10 protein-coding genes are annotated in these 18018 nt (G+C 66.4%); all 10 read left to right on the top strand.

All coding sequences use genetic code 11. The annotated features are described in order from the left end of the window. Positions 1 to 45: 45 nt before the first annotated feature. The 10 genes from tssI (at position 46) to B0E47_RS15915 (ending at position 17642) form a co-directional block, all read left to right on the top strand. Positions 46 to 2010, top strand: a complete 1965-nt coding sequence (gene tssI / locus B0E47_RS15960; protein ID WP_077515238.1) for a type VI secretion system tip protein TssI/VgrG — start codon at positions 46 to 48, stop codon at positions 2008 to 2010. 16 nt (positions 2011 to 2026) lie between these two features. Further along, a complete protein-coding gene (locus tag B0E47_RS15955; RefSeq protein WP_077515237.1) occupies positions 2027 to 2569 on the top strand; it encodes a hypothetical protein in 543 nt (180 codons plus the stop codon). A gap of 284 nt (positions 2570 to 2853) precedes the next feature. After that, entirely contained in the window at positions 2854 to 4197 is a 1344-nt protein-coding gene (tagH, locus tag B0E47_RS15950) for a type VI secretion system-associated FHA domain protein TagH (protein ID WP_077515236.1), read from the top strand. Positions 4198 to 4316: 119 nt separating this feature from the next. After that, positions 4317 to 5651, top strand: a complete 1335-nt coding sequence (tssK, locus tag B0E47_RS15945; RefSeq protein ID WP_077515235.1) for a type VI secretion system baseplate subunit TssK — start codon at positions 4317 to 4319, stop codon at positions 5649 to 5651. Positions 5652 to 5655: 4 nt separating this feature from the next. After that, a complete protein-coding gene (gene icmH, locus B0E47_RS15940) occupies positions 5656 to 7020 on the top strand; it encodes a type IVB secretion system protein IcmH/DotU (RefSeq protein WP_077515234.1) in 1365 nt (454 codons plus the stop codon). A 5-nt stretch (positions 7021 to 7025) separates the two neighbouring features. Further along, the gene (tssM, locus tag B0E47_RS15935; RefSeq protein WP_077515233.1) at positions 7026 to 10556 is read left to right on the top strand and encodes a type VI secretion system membrane subunit TssM; all 3531 of its coding nucleotides are present in this window, start codon (positions 7026 to 7028) and stop codon (positions 10554 to 10556) included. Between the two features lie 4 nt (positions 10557 to 10560). Continuing rightward, positions 10561 to 12138, top strand: coding sequence for a type VI secretion system-associated protein TagF (gene tagF, locus B0E47_RS15930; protein WP_168171091.1), 1578 nt, complete (start codon positions 10561 to 10563; stop codon positions 12136 to 12138). Further along, positions 12135 to 12851, top strand: a complete 717-nt coding sequence (locus B0E47_RS15925; protein WP_077515231.1) for a PP2C family serine/threonine-protein phosphatase — start codon at positions 12135 to 12137, stop codon at positions 12849 to 12851. The genes tagF and B0E47_RS15925 overlap by 4 nt, the downstream gene beginning before the upstream one ends. 16 nt (positions 12852 to 12867) lie before the next feature. Next, positions 12868 to 17289 (top strand): bifunctional serine/threonine-protein kinase/formylglycine-generating enzyme family protein, encoded by a 4422-nt coding sequence (locus B0E47_RS15920; protein WP_077515230.1) that lies wholly within the window; start codon positions 12868 to 12870, stop codon positions 17287 to 17289. Further along, entirely contained in the window at positions 17286 to 17642 is a 357-nt protein-coding gene (locus tag B0E47_RS15915; RefSeq protein ID WP_077515229.1) for a hypothetical protein, read from the top strand. Before B0E47_RS15920 ends, B0E47_RS15915 begins: the two co-directional genes overlap by 4 nt. The last annotated feature ends 376 nt before the right edge of the window (positions 17643 to 18018 follow it).

Here is an 18018-nt window from a genome sequence, read left to right as displayed (position 1 = left end):
TGGTTTCGCAGCGCGCGCTGCCGGAACCGCTGGGGGAGAACGGACATGCCGAATCAATTGACACTGAAGTCAGACCTCGGTGACAAGCTTCAGGCTGCCAGCTTGTCGGGCAGCGAGCAGCTGGGACAACTGTTCTCCTACCACCTCAGGCTGTTGAGCAACCAGAGCGATCTTTCCCTGTTGCCCCTGCTCGGCAGTTCGATGACGGCGACCTTCGACACCGACGGCTACAAACGGCACTTCAACGGCATGGTTTCGGAGATTTCGCAGACCGGGTTCGAGAGCTTCTCGGAGAAGCGCCAGGCCGAGTATGCGGTGACCCTGGTGCCGAAGGCGTGGCTGCTGTTGCACAAGGTGGATTGCCGCATCTACCTCAAGATGTCGGTGCCGGCCATCGTCAAGAGCGTGCTGGCGGATATCGGCTACGGCGACGTCAGGCTGAGTCTCAGCGGCAAGTACGACGAGCGCGAGTACTGCGTGCAGTACCGCGAGAACTGTTTGAATTTCATCAGCCGGTTGATGGAGCAGGAAGGCATCTACTATTTCTTCCAGCATGGCGACGGCGTGCACACGATGGTGCTGGCCGATTCGCTCGGCGCGCACGCGGCCACCGGGGGTTACGCCGAGCTTCCGTACCGGCCGCAGACCGGCAACAACAAGGCGACGACGGACGCGGCGATCACCGAGTTCGCCTCGGCGCGGTCGGTCCAGACGATCAAGTATTCGCTGACCGACTACGACCCGATGAAGCCCAAGACCTCGCTGCTCGGCACCGACTCGATCAGCAACGCGGATGGCAACCACACGGTTCCCAAGCTGGATTCGTTCGACTATCCGGGCGACCACGACACCAGCGATGGCGGCAAGCACTATGCGCAGGTGCGACTCGAGGCGATCAATGTGGCGCAATCGCTGTGCACCGGGTCGACCAACGTCTGCGGCGTGGTGACCGGGGCGCTGTTTACACTGGCGAAATTTCCGCGCAGCGAACTCAACAAGGAATACCTTGTGGTCGGCTCGACCGTGCACATCGAAAATGCCCCCGAGGTTTCCGGAGAGCAGGGCGGCGACCAGTTCTTCTGCCATTTTTCCGTGATCCAGAGTCGGCAGCCTTTCCGCAGCATGCCGACGGCGACGAAGCCGAGGGTTGTGGGCCTGCAGACGGCCGTGGTGTCCGGCAGCGACACCGCCGAGGACATCTCGGTGGACAAGTACGGCCGCATCCAGGTGACCTTCCACTGGAACAAGCCGGACAAGGAGAATTTCCATATTTCCTGTCCGGTCCGGGTGGCTTCGTCGTGGGCCGGCAAGGGCTGGGGCGCGGTGAACATTCCGCGGGTCGGGCAGGAGGTGGTGGTGAGTTTCCTCGAAGGCGATCCGGACCGGCCGCTGGTGATCGGCAGCGTCTACAACGCCGACAACATGCCGCCGTACACGCTGCCGGACAACAAGACCCAGAGCGGGATCAAGAGCCGCAGCCATGAAGGCGGCGGCGCGGATGATTTCAACGAGATCCGCTTCGAGGACAAGAAGGGCAGCGAGGATTTCTTCCTGCATGCGCAGAAGGACATGCACGAGGAGGTCGAGAACGATCATGTCGTCGCGATCGATCACGACGAGACCATCACCATCAAGAACGACCAGAAGGTCACGATAAAGAACGATCAGACCGAGGACATCACCGGCAACCGCAAACTGACCGTGGGCAAGGATGACAAGCTCGATGTCACCGGCAACGGCACCACCACGATCGGCCAGAAGTTCAAGCTCGAAGCCGGCACGGAGATCCAGTTGGTGAGCGGCGCATCCAGCATCGTGCTGAAAGCCAGCGGCGACATCGACATCAAGGGCGTCAAGATCAATATCAGCGGCGACGCCACGGTGACGGCGAAAGCCAACGCCACGATGGAGGTTTCCTGCAGCGGCATGACCACGGTCAAGGGCTCGATGCTGTCGCTCAAGGGCGACGGCATGGCGCAATTGTCCGGTGGCATCATCATGATCGGCTAGACGGGAGCACGCGCAGATGTCTTCAGTGATGCAAGCGTCGATACAGATGGAACTGTCCGAACCGGCCGGTGCCCTGTTGCGCCCGGAGATGACCGCGCAGATGGCCGTGCAGGCGCTGGTTGGCGCCGGCCAGGTGCAGGATGCGCTGAAGCTGCTGGCGCGCCTGTTGCCCAAGCGCTACGCGGTGGCATGGCTGTGCCAGTGCGCACGCGACCAGGCATTGAATCCGGAAGATCGGGCGGGCGCGTCGCTGGCGGAAAAGTGGGTGCGCGAACCCAACGAGAGCAACCGCCGTGCCGCATTCGAGTTTGCCAATGCGGGCGGCTACAAGTCTGCCGGCGCGTGGGTGGCGGCCGCCGCTGGCTGGTCCGGCGGCAGCCTGGCGCCCGCGTCGCAGGAAACGCCCGTGCCGCCCGCCGATCATCTCACCGCCTGCGCGGTGGTTGCGGCGATCAACATGCTGGCTGCGCTCGACATCGAGAAGTTCGCGTCGCGTCGCGCGGAGTTCATCGCTCCCGCCTTGAACCTGCTCAATGGCAACGGCGCGGGCACCGCGTGAACTTGCGAGGCGGCGATGCTCGCAGCTTGCCCGATTCATGGATGGACGATACGATGGTTGCTGACGGTTTCCGCGCGTCAGTTCGGCCATGCCGGCAGCTCCAGTCACGCATCTCGGGGGTGTCTGGGCAATGATCGATTCACGGGGGCTTGAGGTTTTTCGCGAACAGTCAGGCAACCAGGTCGGCACCCCGGATATTCGGGCTTGGTCGGTACGTGGACGAATGAGTTCATCCAACGCCTTGCTGGCTGGTTCACCGTAGTCAGGGAAATTCGAGCATAACGATGTCGCATAGCCTGGTTCTTGCCGTTGCCGGTCATCAGGCTGCCCAATTTGGCAGCCGCAGCAGCAGGACATTTGTGGCCGTCGGCGGAAGTATCGGTCGTTCGGAGGACTGCGACTGGGTGCTCGGTGCCTCCGGCGTGTCGCGCGTTCATGCGATGGTGCGTTATCTCAACGGCATCTATTTCATCGAGGATCGCAGCACCAACGGCATGCTGTTGAACGGCATGCCGCTGGTCAAGGGCGATCCCTCCGCGTTGAAAGACGGTGACCGCCTGTTGATAGACACGTTCGAGGTGGGGGTGCGCCTGCAGGACGCCGCCGCCGCGCCGGCCCTGCCCGATCTGCTGGCACCTCCCGCCGCAGGAGCAGTGCTCGCGAGCTCCGATCCGCTGGATTTCGGCCTGCTTGATCTCGCCCCTCCTGCGGCCGCGCATGCCGCGCCGGCGCCGATGATCCCCGCGGAAGCCGACCTGATTCCCGGTGCCGGAGCCGGGGGGGCGGCCGAGCTCGATCCGTTGAGTTTCCTGGGAGCCACGGATACGTCATCCGGCCTGTTGTCCGGCGCGACCACCGGCAATGCCAGTTCGGGCTGGAACCATACGGACGGCATGCAGGATCATTTTCATCCGCCGCTCACCACCGGGCAGCGGCAGTCGAATGCGCTGCCGGAAAACTGGGACCTGACGATGGGTGACTTTTCGGCATCGGCGGCCGCCGCGCCGGCACCCGCCGCGTCTTCGCCGGCGGCCGCGCCCGCACCGTTGCCCCGTGTGCCACCAGCTTCGCCAGCAGAGACCACCGGCTCGCATGCGCTGCCGGCGAATGTCGACGAGATCTTCCGCGTCGTCGTCGACGGTGTGATGGACGTGCTGCGTGCCCGTGCCGAGATCAAGAACACCTTCCGCCTGCCGGTCACGATCATCCAGCGTTCGGAGAACAATCCGCTGAAGTTCGCGCCGAATCCCGAAGAGGCCCTGCAGAAGATCATGTCGCCGTCCAACGGTGCGTTCATGTCCGGCACGATGGCGTTCGAAGATGCGTTCGACGATATCCGCTGCCACCAGATGGCGATGCTTGCAGGCGTGCGTGCGGCGTTCGAGTCGTTGCTGGTGCATTTCAGCCCGGACCGATTCGAACAGGAGGCGGACGGGGGTTCCAAGCGTTCGGCGTTCGCCGGCAAGGGCAAGTACTGGGAGCGGTATCGCGAGCATTTCGAGGGACTGAACAAGGATCCCGACGATTGCTTTCGCCGCCTGTTCGGCGATGAATTCGCGCGTGCCTACGAAGAACAGTTGTCACGCCTGAAATCGGCGCGGAGAATGCGACAGGCAACTCATCACTAGGCGCAGGGGGCGTCGCGGGGGCGGGGTACATCCACCAGGTGTCGGCGGCCAGCAGCCGCCAACGCCGCCATGCCCGGCAGCGCAGCCGGGGGAATTCTTGACAGGGGCAGGCGCGACGCATGGAAAACAACAAGGTCGTCTGGAGCGAAGGGCTGTTTCTGCGCCCCCAGCATCTGCAGCAGCAGGAACGTTATCTCGAACGTTTCGTGGAGCTGCGTGCCGGCAGCCTGCGCCCGTACACCTGGGGTTTCTCCGAGTTGGAGCTGGAGTCCGACCTGCTGGCGATTGGCAAGCTTGGCATCAAGCGCGCGCGCGGCGTATTCCCCGATGGCACGCCGTTCTCCATGCCCGGCGACGATCCCTTGCCATTGGCGCTGGAGGTTGATGGCAACTGGCGCGACCAGACCGTATTCCTCACCCTGCCGCTGCGCTCGGCGGCGCAGCCGGATAGCGGGCGACCCGAGGCGTCTGCGGAGAAGCTGTTCCGTTTCCGCGTGCGGGAGGTTGAAGTACGCGATGCCTCGGGCAGCATGGACGGGCTTACCGTGCTGGAAGTGGGCGGCCTGAACAGCCGCCTGTTGCCGCAATCGCAACCGCTGGAAGGCCTGGCGCAGATTCCGCTGGCGCGGATCGTCGAGTGCCGCTCCGATCGGCGGGTGATACTCGAAGAGGCGTTCATGCCGACCGCATTGAGTTGCCACGCGGCGCCCAGGCTGACGACTTTCCTCACGGAATTGCTGGGCCTGTTACATCAGCGTGGCGAGGCGCTGGCCAGCCGGGTCGCGGTCACCGACCGCGGTGGCGCGGCGGAGATCGCCGATTTCCTGCTGCTGCAGGTGGTCAATCGCTACCAGCCCCTGATCGCACACCTGGCCTCCGCCCCCATCCTGCACCCGGAGGATTTTTACCGCGTGCTGGCGGAAATGGCCGGCGAGCTATCGACCTTCACCTCGACCGGCAAGCGTCCACCGGCGTTTCCCCCGTACCGCCACGAGGCGCTGTACGAAAGCTTCGAGCCGTTGATCGCGGCGCTGCGCAACAGCCTCAGCGCGGTGATGGAGCAGACCGCGATCCCGATCCCGATGCAGCAGCGCAAGTTCGGTGTCTGGGTTGCCGTGGTGCCGGACCTGAGCCTGATCGACACCGCGGCCTTCGTGCTGGCGGCCAAGGCCGACCTCAAGTCCGAGGATCTGCGCCGACAGTTGCCGGCGCAATCGAAGATCGGCCCCGTGGAAAAGATCCGCGACCTGGTGAACCTGCAGTTGCCGGGCATTCCGGTGGCGCCGATGCCGGTGGCGCCACGGCAGATTCCCTACAACTCCGGCTATCTGTATTTCGAGTTCGACAAGAATTCGCCGATGTGGCGGACGCTGAAGACGTCCGGCGGCATTGCGTTCCATTTCGGCGGCGAATTCGCCGGTCTCGATCTGCAATTGTGGGCGATCAGAGGTTGAGCGCATGAGCAGCAATGGTCCCAATGACGACGATCCCCTGCGCGATGCGACCGTAGTCCGCCCGCGCGGCGTGCCGCCGCCTGCCGCACCGGCGCCGGCGGCTCCTCCTGCCGTCGCCAGTCCAGCCCCTTCAGCCGCGCGCCCGGCGACGTCGCGCGTCGATGCGGCACCTCCGGCGGCGATCGGCGACTTCCTCGGCGCGGGCCTCAACACCCTGGTGCAGGCTGCCAGTCCCTTGCTGCTGCTGTCGGTGCAGTTGCGCAACAGTGCGTCGCAACCGGATTCGGCGCGCCTGCGCGAGCAGGTCGTCGCGCAGATACGCCAGTTCGAGAGCAACGCCCAGGCCGCCGGTATCCCGGCACAGACGATTACCGCCGCGCGCTACGTGTTGTGCACCTCGCTCGACGAGGCGGTGATGAACACGCCGTGGGGCGGCCAGAGCGGCTGGGCGGCCAAGACCCTGCTGGTGGTCTTCCACGGCGAGTCGTACGGGGGCGAGAAATTCTTCCTCATCCTTGATCGCCTGTGCGCGGACTTCTCGCGCCATATCGACCTGATCGAGCTGATGTATATCTGCCTGACGCTGGGCTTCGGCGGGCGATACCAGATCGAGGCAGACGGGCGCGCCAAGCTGGCCGACATCCAGGAAGAGCTCTACCGCCGTCTCAAGGCGCAGCGCGCGCCGGCGGCGGACGAACTGGCGCCCCACTGGAAGGGCCTCGAGGATCGGCGCAACCCGCTGGTTCGCTACGTGCCGTTGTGGGTGATCGTGGCGGCGGGTGCGTGCCTGCTGCTCGGCGCGTTCCTGTACTTCTATACGCGGCTCAACGATCTGTCCTCGCCGGTCAGCGCGCAGGTGGCGCAGATCGGCTTGCAGGGCGCGGTGCCGCCCGACGAGTCGAAGCTCAGGCAGACGCAGCCGAAAGTCGAGCGCAAGAGCCTGAAGCAACTGCTCGCCCCGCAGGAGCAGGCCGGCGCGCTGACCGTGGATGAAAAGCCGGATGGCTCGGCGCTGATACGACTCAATGCCGCCGCGATGTTTGCCTCCGGCGGCACCGACGTTGCCGACAAGCAGATCCCGATGCTGCACGCGATTACCGCAGCGCTGAATCAGGTGCCGGGCCGGGTGGTGGTGGTCGGCCACACCGACGACCAGCCGGTGCGTTCGCTGCAGTTCAAGGACAACTACGCGCTGTCGGCGGCGCGCGCGCGCGCCGTGGTGCAGATCCTGAAGCAGGGCATCGACAACGCCGGCCGACTGGAGTCCAGCGGGGCAGGTTCCTCGCAGCCGATCGCGCTGCCGGCCGACCTGCCGGCCAATCGCGCGCGCAATCGCCGCGTCGAAATTCTCTACAGCCCGGAGGACTGAACATCGTGGGCAAGCTTCTTGCGCTGTTCAAATCCCGCCTGTTCATCACCCTCGTCGGCCTGCTGCTGCTGTCGTTGCTGATCTGGTTTGGCGGCCCCTACCTCGGCTTCGGTGGATCGCAGCCGCTGACCAGCCCGATCGTGCGGTTGCTGGTGATCCTCGTGATCGTGGTGATCTGGGCGGTCTGGTTGCAGATCAGGCAGATGCGCGTGCGCGGCAAGGCCAAGCAGATGGCCAGCGACCTCAGCGAGCAGGGAGAGCCGGCCGCGGGCGGCGAGCGCAACGATCGCTCCGCCAACGAGCGCGCGCAATTGCAGGGCCGCTTCCAGGAGGCGGTGGATACCCTGCGCAAGAACCGCAGCGGCGGCACCAATCTGTATGCCTTGCCGTGGTACGTGGTGATCGGGCCGCCGGGATCGGGCAAGAGCACCTTGCTGCAGAACTCGGGCCTCAACTTCCCGCTGTCGAACAAGTTCGGCAAGGAAGCGATCCGTGGCGTCGGCGGCACCCGCAATTGCGACTGGTGGTTCACCGACGAGGCCGTATTCCTCGATACCGCCGGGCGCTACACCACCCAGGATTCCGACCGCGGCGCCGATGCCTCGGCATGGACCGAGTTCCTGAATCTGCTGCGCAAATACCGCAAACGCCGTCCGATCAACGGCGTGATCGTGGCGATGAGCCTGTCGGACCTGCTCACCCTGGACGATGCCGGTCGGCAACAACACATCCTGGCAGTCCGGCAGCGACTGGACGAGCTGGCCAAGCACCTGCGCATCGGCGTGCCGGCCTACCTGGTGTTCACCAAGTGCGACCTGGTCGCCGGCTTCACCGAGTTCTTCGACGATCTCACCCCCGAGCTGCGCAGCCAGGTCTGGGGCATGTCGTTCCCGGTCGACAAGACCATGGCCGGGACGGCGGCAAAGCAGTTCCTGGAAGAGTTCAACCTGCTGCTGGAGCGGCTCAACACGCGCATCCTCGATCGGCTGCATCGCGAGCGTGATCGCCTGCGCCGCGCGGCGATCCTGTCGTTCCCGCAACAGCTCGGCGCCATGCGCGAAATCACCCGCCAGTTCGTGGAAGGCGTATTCACCGGCCACCAGTACGATGCACCCCTGCTGCTGCGCGGCGCCTACTTCACCTCGGGCACGCAGGAAGGCACGCCGATCGACCGCATGATGGGGGCGGTCGCACGCACCTTCGGGCTGGATGCCTCGCGCCTGCATGTGCCCGGTGCGCAGAGCCGAACGTTCTTCGTCGAGCGCCTGCTCAAGGACGTGCTGTTCCGCGAGTCGGGCTTTGCCGGCACCAACCCGAAACTCGAGCGCCAGAAAATCCTGCTGCAGGCGGCGTGCTACGTCGGCGTGCTGCTGGTGTGCGGTCTGTTGATCTTCGGACTGGCCACCAGTTACCGGCGCAACAGCAGCTATCTGGCCGACGTGCATGCGGCACTGCAGAAGTATCCGGGGCAGAGCGACCTCTCGCTGGCGCCCAATCAGCAGGCGTATTTCGCGCTGGTGCTGGAGCGACTCGAAGGGCTTTCCGCGGCGGTCGATGTGGCCGACCAGCACCAGAGCGACGTGCCGCTGTCGATGCGCTTCGGGCTGTACCAGGGCAATGCAGTCGGCGACGAGGTGCGTGACGCCTACTATCGCGAGCTCAATGCCATCCTGCTGCCGGGCGTGGCGTCGCAGTTCCGTGCCGGCCTCGCCGCCAACGCCAGCGACCCGCAGATGCTCTACTACTACCTCAAGGGCTATCTGATGCTGGGCGAACCCAAGCATCTGGACCACGACCAGATCGTGGCTCTGGCAGGCGTCGAATGGCGTCGCCTGTTCCCGAACGACCCGGTGCTGCAGAAGGCCTTGAGCAAGCACTTCGACGCCCTGGTCGCGCACGAGGGACGACTGCGCCCGCTTGGCCTGGACAACAACCTGGTCGAGCAGGCGCGCAGTACCCTGCGCACGGCCGATCTGGCGACGCTGATCTACGGCAACCTCAAGCTGACGGCCGACAACGGCAACTACCCGCCGCTGCGGCTGGACAAGGAGCTGGGCCTGCTCGGCAATGTGTACCAGCGCAAGAGCGGCAAGCCGCTCTCCGATCCGATCCCCGCCCTGTTCACCCAGCCGGCGTTCAAGCAGGAAGTGGACAAGGGCATCGAGCAGGCGGTGACGCAATTCGCCGACGACGACTGGGTGTTCGGTGCGACCAAGATCGATTCGGTGCAGAAGGCCCAGCTTGCCCAGCAGGTGCTCGGCCTCTACGAGCAGGATTACATCAAGGCCTGGGACGGGATTCTTGCCGATCTCGAGCTGCAGCCGATCAACAACATCCAGGATGCCAGCGCCATCGCGGCCAAGCTCGCCGGCACGAATTCGCCGCTGAAACTTCTGCTCAAGGTGGTGCGCGACAACACCAGCGACCTGATGCGTGCGCCCGCCGGCGATGCCGCCGACAAGGCCGAGGACGTGGCGAAGAAGCTGGCCCAGAAGCGTGCCACGCAGACCGCGCTGGCGCGGGCGCTTGCGCAGGCCGGTGGTACGGGTGCGCCTGGTGGCGAGGCGGCCAGCGAAAAGCCCGGCAAGGTGATCAGCGATCATTTTGCCGAGATCGACAAGCTCACCGAGGGTGCGCCCGGCGCGCAACCGATCGACCAGACCCTGAAGACCCTCGACGACCTCAGCAAGACCTTGCTGACCATGGGCGATTTCAGCAATGCGGCGGGGCAGCCGAATCCGCAATTGCTGCTGGCGCAGCAGGCCGCCGGGCAACTGCCGCCGCCGGCGGCAGGCTGGTTCGCCGCGCTGACCGGCAAGAGCCAGGCGCTGGTCGCGAGCGGCACCAAGAGCGCGCTGGACGATCAGTACCAGCAGGCGGTGGGCAAGGACTGCGCCGACTTCACCCGCGGCCGCTATCCGTTCTCCGCCTCCAGCAACAACGACATCCCGCTGCAGAATTTCGGTGAACTGTTTGGCTACGGTGGCCGCTTCGACAGCTTCTACAGCCAGACCGCGGGCAAGCTCATCGACGCCAGCGGCCGCTACTGGCACTGGAAGACCGGGCCCGGCGCGATCAGCGGCTCGGCCGGCATGCTGGCGCAGTTGCAGGGTGCCGACACGATCAAGCAGATGTTCTTCCGCAGCGGCAACGTGCCCGAGGTCGACTTCACCCTGCTGACGCCGGTGCTCGATGCCGGCATCGGCAAGCTGGCGATCGACATCGACGGGCAAAAGTACGAATACCAGGCCGGCGGCCCGACCAACGTGACCATGAAGTGGCCCGGTCCGCAACCGGGTCGTGTGTCGATCTCCGCCTACGACACCGCGGGCAACCTGCTGACCACGTTCGACTATCGGGGCGACTGGGCGTTCTTCCGCGCCCTGCAGGCAGCCAGCCTGCAGAAGCAGTCCGACCTGCGTTTCGTGGCCAGTTTCAACTTCGGCGGCCACGTGGCGAAGGTGACGCTCCAAGCCAACAACCTCAAGAACCCGTTCCTCAGCAACGCCTTGTCCAGCTTCCGGTGTGGGGGCTGAGCGCGTGCCGCACGGGGCCGCAGGGTTCTTCGGCAAGCTGCCCAGCGCAGGGGACTTTGTGCAGCGGCGGCTGCCTTCCGCGTTCGTGGATGTGTGGGATCGGCATTTCGAGGGCGCCGTGGCGCAGAGCCGCAGCGTGCTGGGCGACGCGTGGCGCGAGACGTTCGATGCCAGCCCGGTCTGGCGCTTTTTGCTTGGCCCGGGTATCTGCGGCGACGCGGCCTGGGCCGGGGTCATGGGGCCTGGTGCCGATCGCGTCGGGCGCTGCTTTCCGATGGTGATCGCCGCGCCGGTGGTTGCAGATGCCACCGGTGGCGCGCTGGCGATTCGCAACGGTGCTGGCTGGTTTGATGAAGCCGAGCGCGTGCACCGTCTGGCGCAGGCCGATCCGGCGATCAGCGTGGACAGCTTCGACGAACAGGTGGCGACGTTGGCCGGCCCGCTGGATGGCGTTCAGCCGCCGGTGCCGGACCTGCTGCATGGTGTGGACTGGGGTGCGGCCCGTCACTGGCGCCTGTCCCTGCCGGCTGCAACGAGTTCGGCTCTCGCCGACCTGTGGGCGCGTCTCGCGGACGCCCCCGGGCGCTGGTGCCTGTGGTGGGCATCCGCGGCAGGCCGGATGCCGGCGAGTCTGCTGATCACGGATGGCCTGCCGCAGGCTGACGCCTACGCCGGTTTTCTGGATGCCGGCCATGGCGCGGCGGCGTGGCGGAGCGTGGGTTTCTTCGACGACGTCGGACAGCGCGCCGCGTTGCCGGAGCATGTCGGCAGCCCGCCCGCGATGGCCTCGGGTCCGGGCGATGCGTGGTTGCCGGACGACCTCGAACTGCTGCCCGGTCCCGGCGGCGCGCTCGCGTCTGGGTCGATGGCCGCGAGCACGGCAGCGATCGAACCGCCGCCTGTCGCGGTGGCCGATAGTGGCGCCGGCATGGCCGTGCTGCATCGGGCGGATGTCGGACTCAGCCTGGTGGCGGCCGAAGCCGGCGTTGCCGATTCCCGCCAGCAGGCCGTGGCTGCCGTCGCGGCGATTGCCGGTGACATGCTGGGCGCCGAGCTGATCGGTGGCCTGCAGGTGCTGCGCACCCGCATCATGGCGCTGAATCCACAGTTGCGGCAGGTCAGCGAGGACCTCATCGATCCGATCCCGGAAGATTGCGCGGTGATCACGGCGCACGTGGCCAATGGCCAGGCCGAGTTGCTGCGCATTGGTGCAGCGGCGGCGTGGCACTGGCGGCATGGTCGCCTGCAACCGTTCTTCGCCCGCAGCGATGCACTGCCGGCCGCGACCAGCGGACGTGCGGACGATATCGATGATCTGCTGTTCAGTCCGGCCCCGCTGGCCGCTCCCGGCCTCGGCGCGACGGCGCAGCCGACTTGCGGCGAGGTCAGTTGCGCGGTCCAGGCAGGCGATCGGTTGCTGCTGATGGCGACCCACCGACTGCTGCAGCTTCCGCCCGAACTGCTTGCCCGCAATCTGGCAGCCTCGTCCTGCGACGACGCGCGTGCGCGGATAGCCACGGCGGCAGGGCTTGCCGCCGAACCGGCCCGCTGGCCACTGGTGATCATCGAGGTCCGGGCATGACGACCCGTTACGTTTCCGCCGGCCGCACCGTGACCGGCAAGGTGCGCAAGCACAACGAGGACGCCATCCTGGTGCGCGACGAGGTCGGCATGTGGGTCGTGGCCGACGGGCTCGGCGGGCATGCCGCCGGCGACTACGCCAGCACGATGATCGTCGAACGCCTCGGCGCGTTGCCGCGTGCCGGCGGCGTCTTCGATTTCATCGAGTCGATCGAGGATGCCCTGGTCGAGATCAACTCGGACCTGCTGCAGACCGCGGCCACGCGCGGCGTCGACCTGATCGGTTCCACCGTCGTGGTCCTGGTGAGCGCCACCGATTTCATGTTGTGCGGCTGGGTCGGCGACAGTCGTGCGTATTGCTACGAAGGCGACCGCCTGCGCCAGATCACGCGTGACCATGTGCACGGTGGCGATGTCGACGTTACCCACTTTGGCGGCGCGTCGCCGCCGGCGGCCGGTTCGGGCGTGCTCACCCGCGCGGTCGGCGCGGAAGAACAGTTGTTCGTGGATTGGGTGGTTGCCGCCAACCGGCCCGGCACGGCTTTCGTGCTCTGCTCGGACGGCATCAACAAGGAAATGTCCGATGCCGAACTGCAGGAGCAGTGCCGCCTTCACCCGCAACCGCAGGACCTGGTGGAAAGCCTGTTCGATCTGGCCATGGGCCGGGCGGGGCGGGACAACATTTCGGCCGTGGTGATCGGCCTCCAAGCATGAAGACATCCACCCACACATGAATTCCATAGTTGAACTGGTCTCGGCCTACCAGGCCGACAAACTCAAGCTTCCCGCCCTGTTCGAAGCGCTGGGCGCGCTCGTTGCGCTGCCCGAAACCGACTATCGCGCAGGAGTCGAGTGGATCGAGCAGCAGCGTGCCGACGACAAGCTCGATCCGCTGATTGCCAAGGCGCTGCTGGCCAAGCTGGCGACGCTGCGGGCGGCGCCGCCGGCGGCGGCTGAAGACGACATCACCATGATCAAGCCGGCCACCCGGCGGCCGGTCGCGCCGCCGGCGCCCGAAGACGATGAAGTCACCCGCGTCTCGCCGCCATCGCGGCCGGCGGCGGCGCCGGTGGACGAGGTGACCGTGGTGCAGCCAGCCTCGCGGCCACCCCAGCCACCGGTGCCTGACGAAGCAACCATCGTGAAGCCGGTGTCGGGTACGCCGGTGCCGCCCGGCGAAGGGCAGACCACGGGCCACACCGGCACCCAGGGTACCCAGCAGGGCATGACCGGTACCGGCACCGGTTCGAGCATGAGCAGCCAATCCAGCTGGCAGCACATCGGCGACGCGGAGGCGGCCGACTTTGTCGCGGTGGGCTCGCTGCTGAAGGGTCGCTTCTATCTCGAGCGGGAGATCGGTCGCGGCGGCATGGGCGTGGTCTACAAGGCGCGCGACGAGCGCAAGGTGGAGGCGCGCGACCGCGACCCCTATGTCGCGGTCAAGGTCCTGAACGACGAATTCCGCCGCCATCCCGATTCGCTGATCTCGCTGCAGCGCGAATCGCGGCGATCGCAACAGCTGGCGCACGACAACATCGTGCGCGTGTACGACTTCGACAAGGATCGCACCATCGTCTTCATGACGATGGAGTACGTCGATGGCTCCGATCTCAAGCAGCTGATCCGCGAGCGTGCCTACAACGGCATGCCACTGGAGCAGGCGCGTCCGTTGATCGAGGGCATGGCGCGTGCGCTCGGCCGTGCGCATGCCGCCGGCGTGGTGCACTCCGATTTCAAGCCGGCGAACGTGATGGTCACGCGCGAGGGCGTGCCCAAGGTGTTCGATTTCGGCATCGCCCGCGCCGGCAAGCACATGGGCGACGCGGTGGGCGAGCAGACCGTGTTCGATGCCGGCACGCTCGGCGCGCTGACGCCGGCGTACGCCAGCCTGGAGATGATCCATGGCAAGGAGCCGGTGCCCGGCGACGACGTCTACGCACTCGGTTGCGTCGCCTTCGAGTTGTTGACCGGCAAGCACCCGTACGACAAGGCCAGCGCCGAAGTGGCGATGCGCGAAGGGCGCAAGCCACCGCCGGTCAAGGGCCTGACCAAGCAGCAGTACAAGACGCTGTGCGCCAGCGTCGCGTTCCGTGCCGAGGACCGCCTGAAGAGTGCCAACGAGCTCGTGCAGGGCCTGCGCGAGGTCGGCCTGCGCGAGCGGGCGATGCCCTATCTGATCTACGGCGTGCCGGCGATCCTGGTCGCCGCGGGCGGCGCCTGGGGCTGGATCACCTACCAGCACAACCATCACGTGGCCGAGGTCATCCAGCGCTTCACGCTGACGCGCCCCGACCACTACGCCAGCGAGACCCAGGCGCTGCAGGCGCTGGACACCCTCAGCGAAGATGACCGCAAGCGGATCATCATCGACCAGGGTGACCTCATCCAGAAATTCCTGGCCGGTCGCCTCGACGCGTACTGGAGCCCGGACCAGGGTCGTTACAACTACGCCGGCACCCGACAGGTGTTCAAGCTGCGCGATGACCTGAAGCTGTATTCGCCGGCACTGGACATCAAGCGCAGCGAGATCGAAAAACAGCGCAACGACCTGCTCAACTCGATGGATACGCAACTCAGCCAGCAGATCACGGCCGGCGCCATTTTCGAGAACCAGCCGGACAACGTGGTCAAGACGCTGGACAAGATCCGCGCCATCGATCCGACCAGTGCGCTGCTGAAGAACACCGAGCTGGAGCTGAAGTACGATGCGGCGATCGGCAAGTCGCTGGATGCGGGCAAGGTCGACGAGGCGACGGCCGAGTTCAAGCTGGCCAGCCGGCTGTTCCCGGATTCCACCCGGCTCAGGCAGCGCGGTGCGCAACTGGACGAGCTGGGCAAGGCGATGGCTGCCCAGCAGGCGCAGGAAGAGCAGGCCAGGCAGTTGCAGCAGCAGCGCGAGCAAAGCCTGCAGACGCTGACCGGCTTGCTCGACCATGCAGCCGATAGCGACGACTGGCGCAACCAGGTGGCGGCGGCTTATCAGAATGCGGGCAAGCTGCTTGCGGACGATCCCCGTCTGGCTGCCCAGGCGGACCGCGTCAAGCAGGTACTGGCCAGCCAGGCTGCGGCGAAGCAGGGTGCTGGCGATCTTGCCGATGCGGTCAACATCGCCGGCTTCGGCGTCAATCTGTTCCCCGGCGACGCCAGTCTGTCGGCGACCCGCCAGAAGCTGCTGGAACAGCAGAACCAGCTGGCACAAAAGGCCGCCAGCGAAGCCCAGCGCAACGCGCTGGCGAAGAGCCGCGTGGACGACCTGCTGGCCAAGCCGCTCGGCACCACGATCTGGCTGCAGGATGTGAACAGCGCGCTGAGTACCGCGCGCAGCCAGATTGGCGCCGACTCGCCCGGCTACGCCGCGGTGCGCGGCAATGTCGACGCCAGCCTGATCAAGCTGGCGCGCGAGCGCCTCGCTGCGGGCAATCTCGATGACGCACAGCGCATTGTCCAGGCCGGACAGCAGATGAACCCGGCCGAAGGGGGCTATGCCAAGGTGCTGGCCGAGGTCGCCGCGGCCAGCAATGCCGCCGCGCAGCGAAGCCGGCAGGAGCAGACGCAGGCGATCGCGGCGGCACGCACGACGCTGGCCGGGTTGAGCGCCAGGCCGCTGCTTACTCCCGAATGGCAGCAGTCCGTGACGAACGCGATGACCGCCCTGCACGGCGACAACTCGCCGGAAACTGCGCGGGTGATCGATGCGTTGGCTGCCTCCATCGCCAATGTGGCGGCCGGCGAAGCCGATCCGCAGCACCTGCCGCAGGCGCGGCTGGCGTTGGACTTCGGCCTCAAGTACATGCCGAACTCGCCGCGCCTGACCGCGGAGAGCGCGAAGCTCGACGCGCTGCAGGCTGCGCTGCAGGCAAAGGCGGCGCAGGAGAGCGCCGACGCGGAAGTGAAGTCGCGCATCGAATCGATGCGCAGCGCGGCTGCCGCCGATGACGTCGTCAAGGCTAGTCAGTCGCTGGCACGGATCAAGGCCTTGCAGCCGGACAACCCGTTCCTGCAGAGCGAGGGCCCGAAACTGCTGGCCGATGCCTATCTCGGCCTGGCCCAGGATACGTTCCAGAAGGGGCATTACCAGAAGGCCGCCGAGGTGCTGGGGCAGGGCCTGCACGCGTTGACCGGGAACTCGCAGTTGCGCGCGGCGAAGGCACGTTACGACCTGGTCGCGGCGATCATGGCGGCTGGCAAGCAGCCGATCGGCACGGCCGACTACGCGCAACTGAAAGGGCAACTGGAGAGCATCCGGCGCAGCGATCCGACGGCACTGGCCGCGCTCGAGTCGGACATGCGCATCCGCGGCCAGCTGTCGGCGAAGTCGCTGGACGAGCAACTGGATCGGATCAAGCCCAGTGTTTCCGCGCCGCCGGCACCGCCACCGGCTGCGCCATCGGCACAGGCGCCGGTGCCGGAATCGGGTGCGTTGCCGGGACGACCCGCGCCGGTTCCACGGCCGGGCGCGCCGGCGTCGGCCCAACCTGGCCATGCCGCCAATCCGGCGGCGCAGGTGGCCGGCCCGAGTGGCCCCGATCCATGCGCCAAGCCCGGCCTCGCCGGCAGCGGCAAGTTCTGCATCGACAAGTTCGGCACCTCGCGCGGGCCGTTCATGGTGGTGGTGCCCGGTGTGGGCGGAGGTCGGCCGTATGCGATGTCGCGCGCGGAAATATCGATCAGCGAGTTCAACGCGTTTTGTCGTGCCACCGGCAAATGCGCGGCGAAGTCAGTCAGCGACCAGGATCTGGGCAATGCACCGATAAGCAACATTTCGCTCGACCAGGCCAGGGCGTATGCAAGGTGGCTCAGCGACCTCAGCGGCTTTGCCTATCGCCTGCCCACCGATGCGGAGTGGGTGAATGCGGCGGGGGCAGGCGGTCGCTTCAAGCAGGCCGATGACAGCAATTGCGTGCCGCCGTCGGCGGGTGGAGGCGATGGCGGCGGTGCGCCGGTATCGGCGCGCGGGCGTTCGCACAATCCGTGGGGACTGGTCAACATGACGGGCAACGTCTGGGAGTGGGTGGTCGGTGGTGGCAGCGTGGCGGTGCGCGGTGGCAGCTACAACAGCTACTGGTCCGATTGCAGCGTGAATACGCACCGCGCGGACAGTGGTTCGCCTCAGCGCGATGTGGGCTTCCGCCTGCTCAGGGAGGTGAAATGACCGAGCGGGAGCAGGTCGTCAATCGGCAATTGCGCGCGCTCGACGACGCGCACCGGCTCGGTCAGATCACTCGTGGCGAGTATCGGGCGCGGCGTCGGCGTGCGCTCGAGACCCTCCATGACCCGAGTGCCGTGGTCACGGCGCGCAAGGCCCTGGTGCCGCCCACGGCAACAACGACGCCACGGGCACGCACGGCGCAGCGCCACGCTGCCGACGACACTTCCGCCGCGGGTCGCCAGGCGCTGACCTCGCTGCTGGCGATGCGACCGGCAGCGCGCCGGGGGGCGATCCTGGCCATCGTGCTCGGTGTTTTCCTGATTGTCGCCCTGGCGTACTGGGCGCTGCGGGGATAGCCATACCTGTCATCGCACGTAGTGCCTGCCGTGCGATGCCGGCGTCGCCGCGTTGCCGCGCAGGCAGCCTGCAGTCACGGCAAGTCGTCCTTGCGTACACCCTCAAGGCATGCCTCGGGCGATTGTTCCCGGCGCGCTGCGAAGGTGTATCCTGATCGGACAAATTCAAGCCGACAGGCAGCAATTGCCTGCTACGCAAAGCTTGGGTTTTCGCAGCTGACGCGTTGCCGATGTCCAGGCGCGCTGTCAACGGAAAGATGATGCAGCCGGGGGAATGTATCGTGCGAATCGTGCGTCTTGCAGCAGCGCTGGCTTCGGCCCTGGCCTTGACGGGTGGAATACTCCACGCGCAGGAGTCGACTGGCGCCCAGCCAAC

Origin of the sequence: Rhodanobacter sp. B05, assembly GCF_002001085.1 — a bacterium.
Classification (GTDB): domain Bacteria; phylum Pseudomonadota; class Gammaproteobacteria; order Xanthomonadales; family Rhodanobacteraceae; genus Rhodanobacter.
This window is presented reverse-complemented; position numbering and strand designations above follow the sequence as displayed.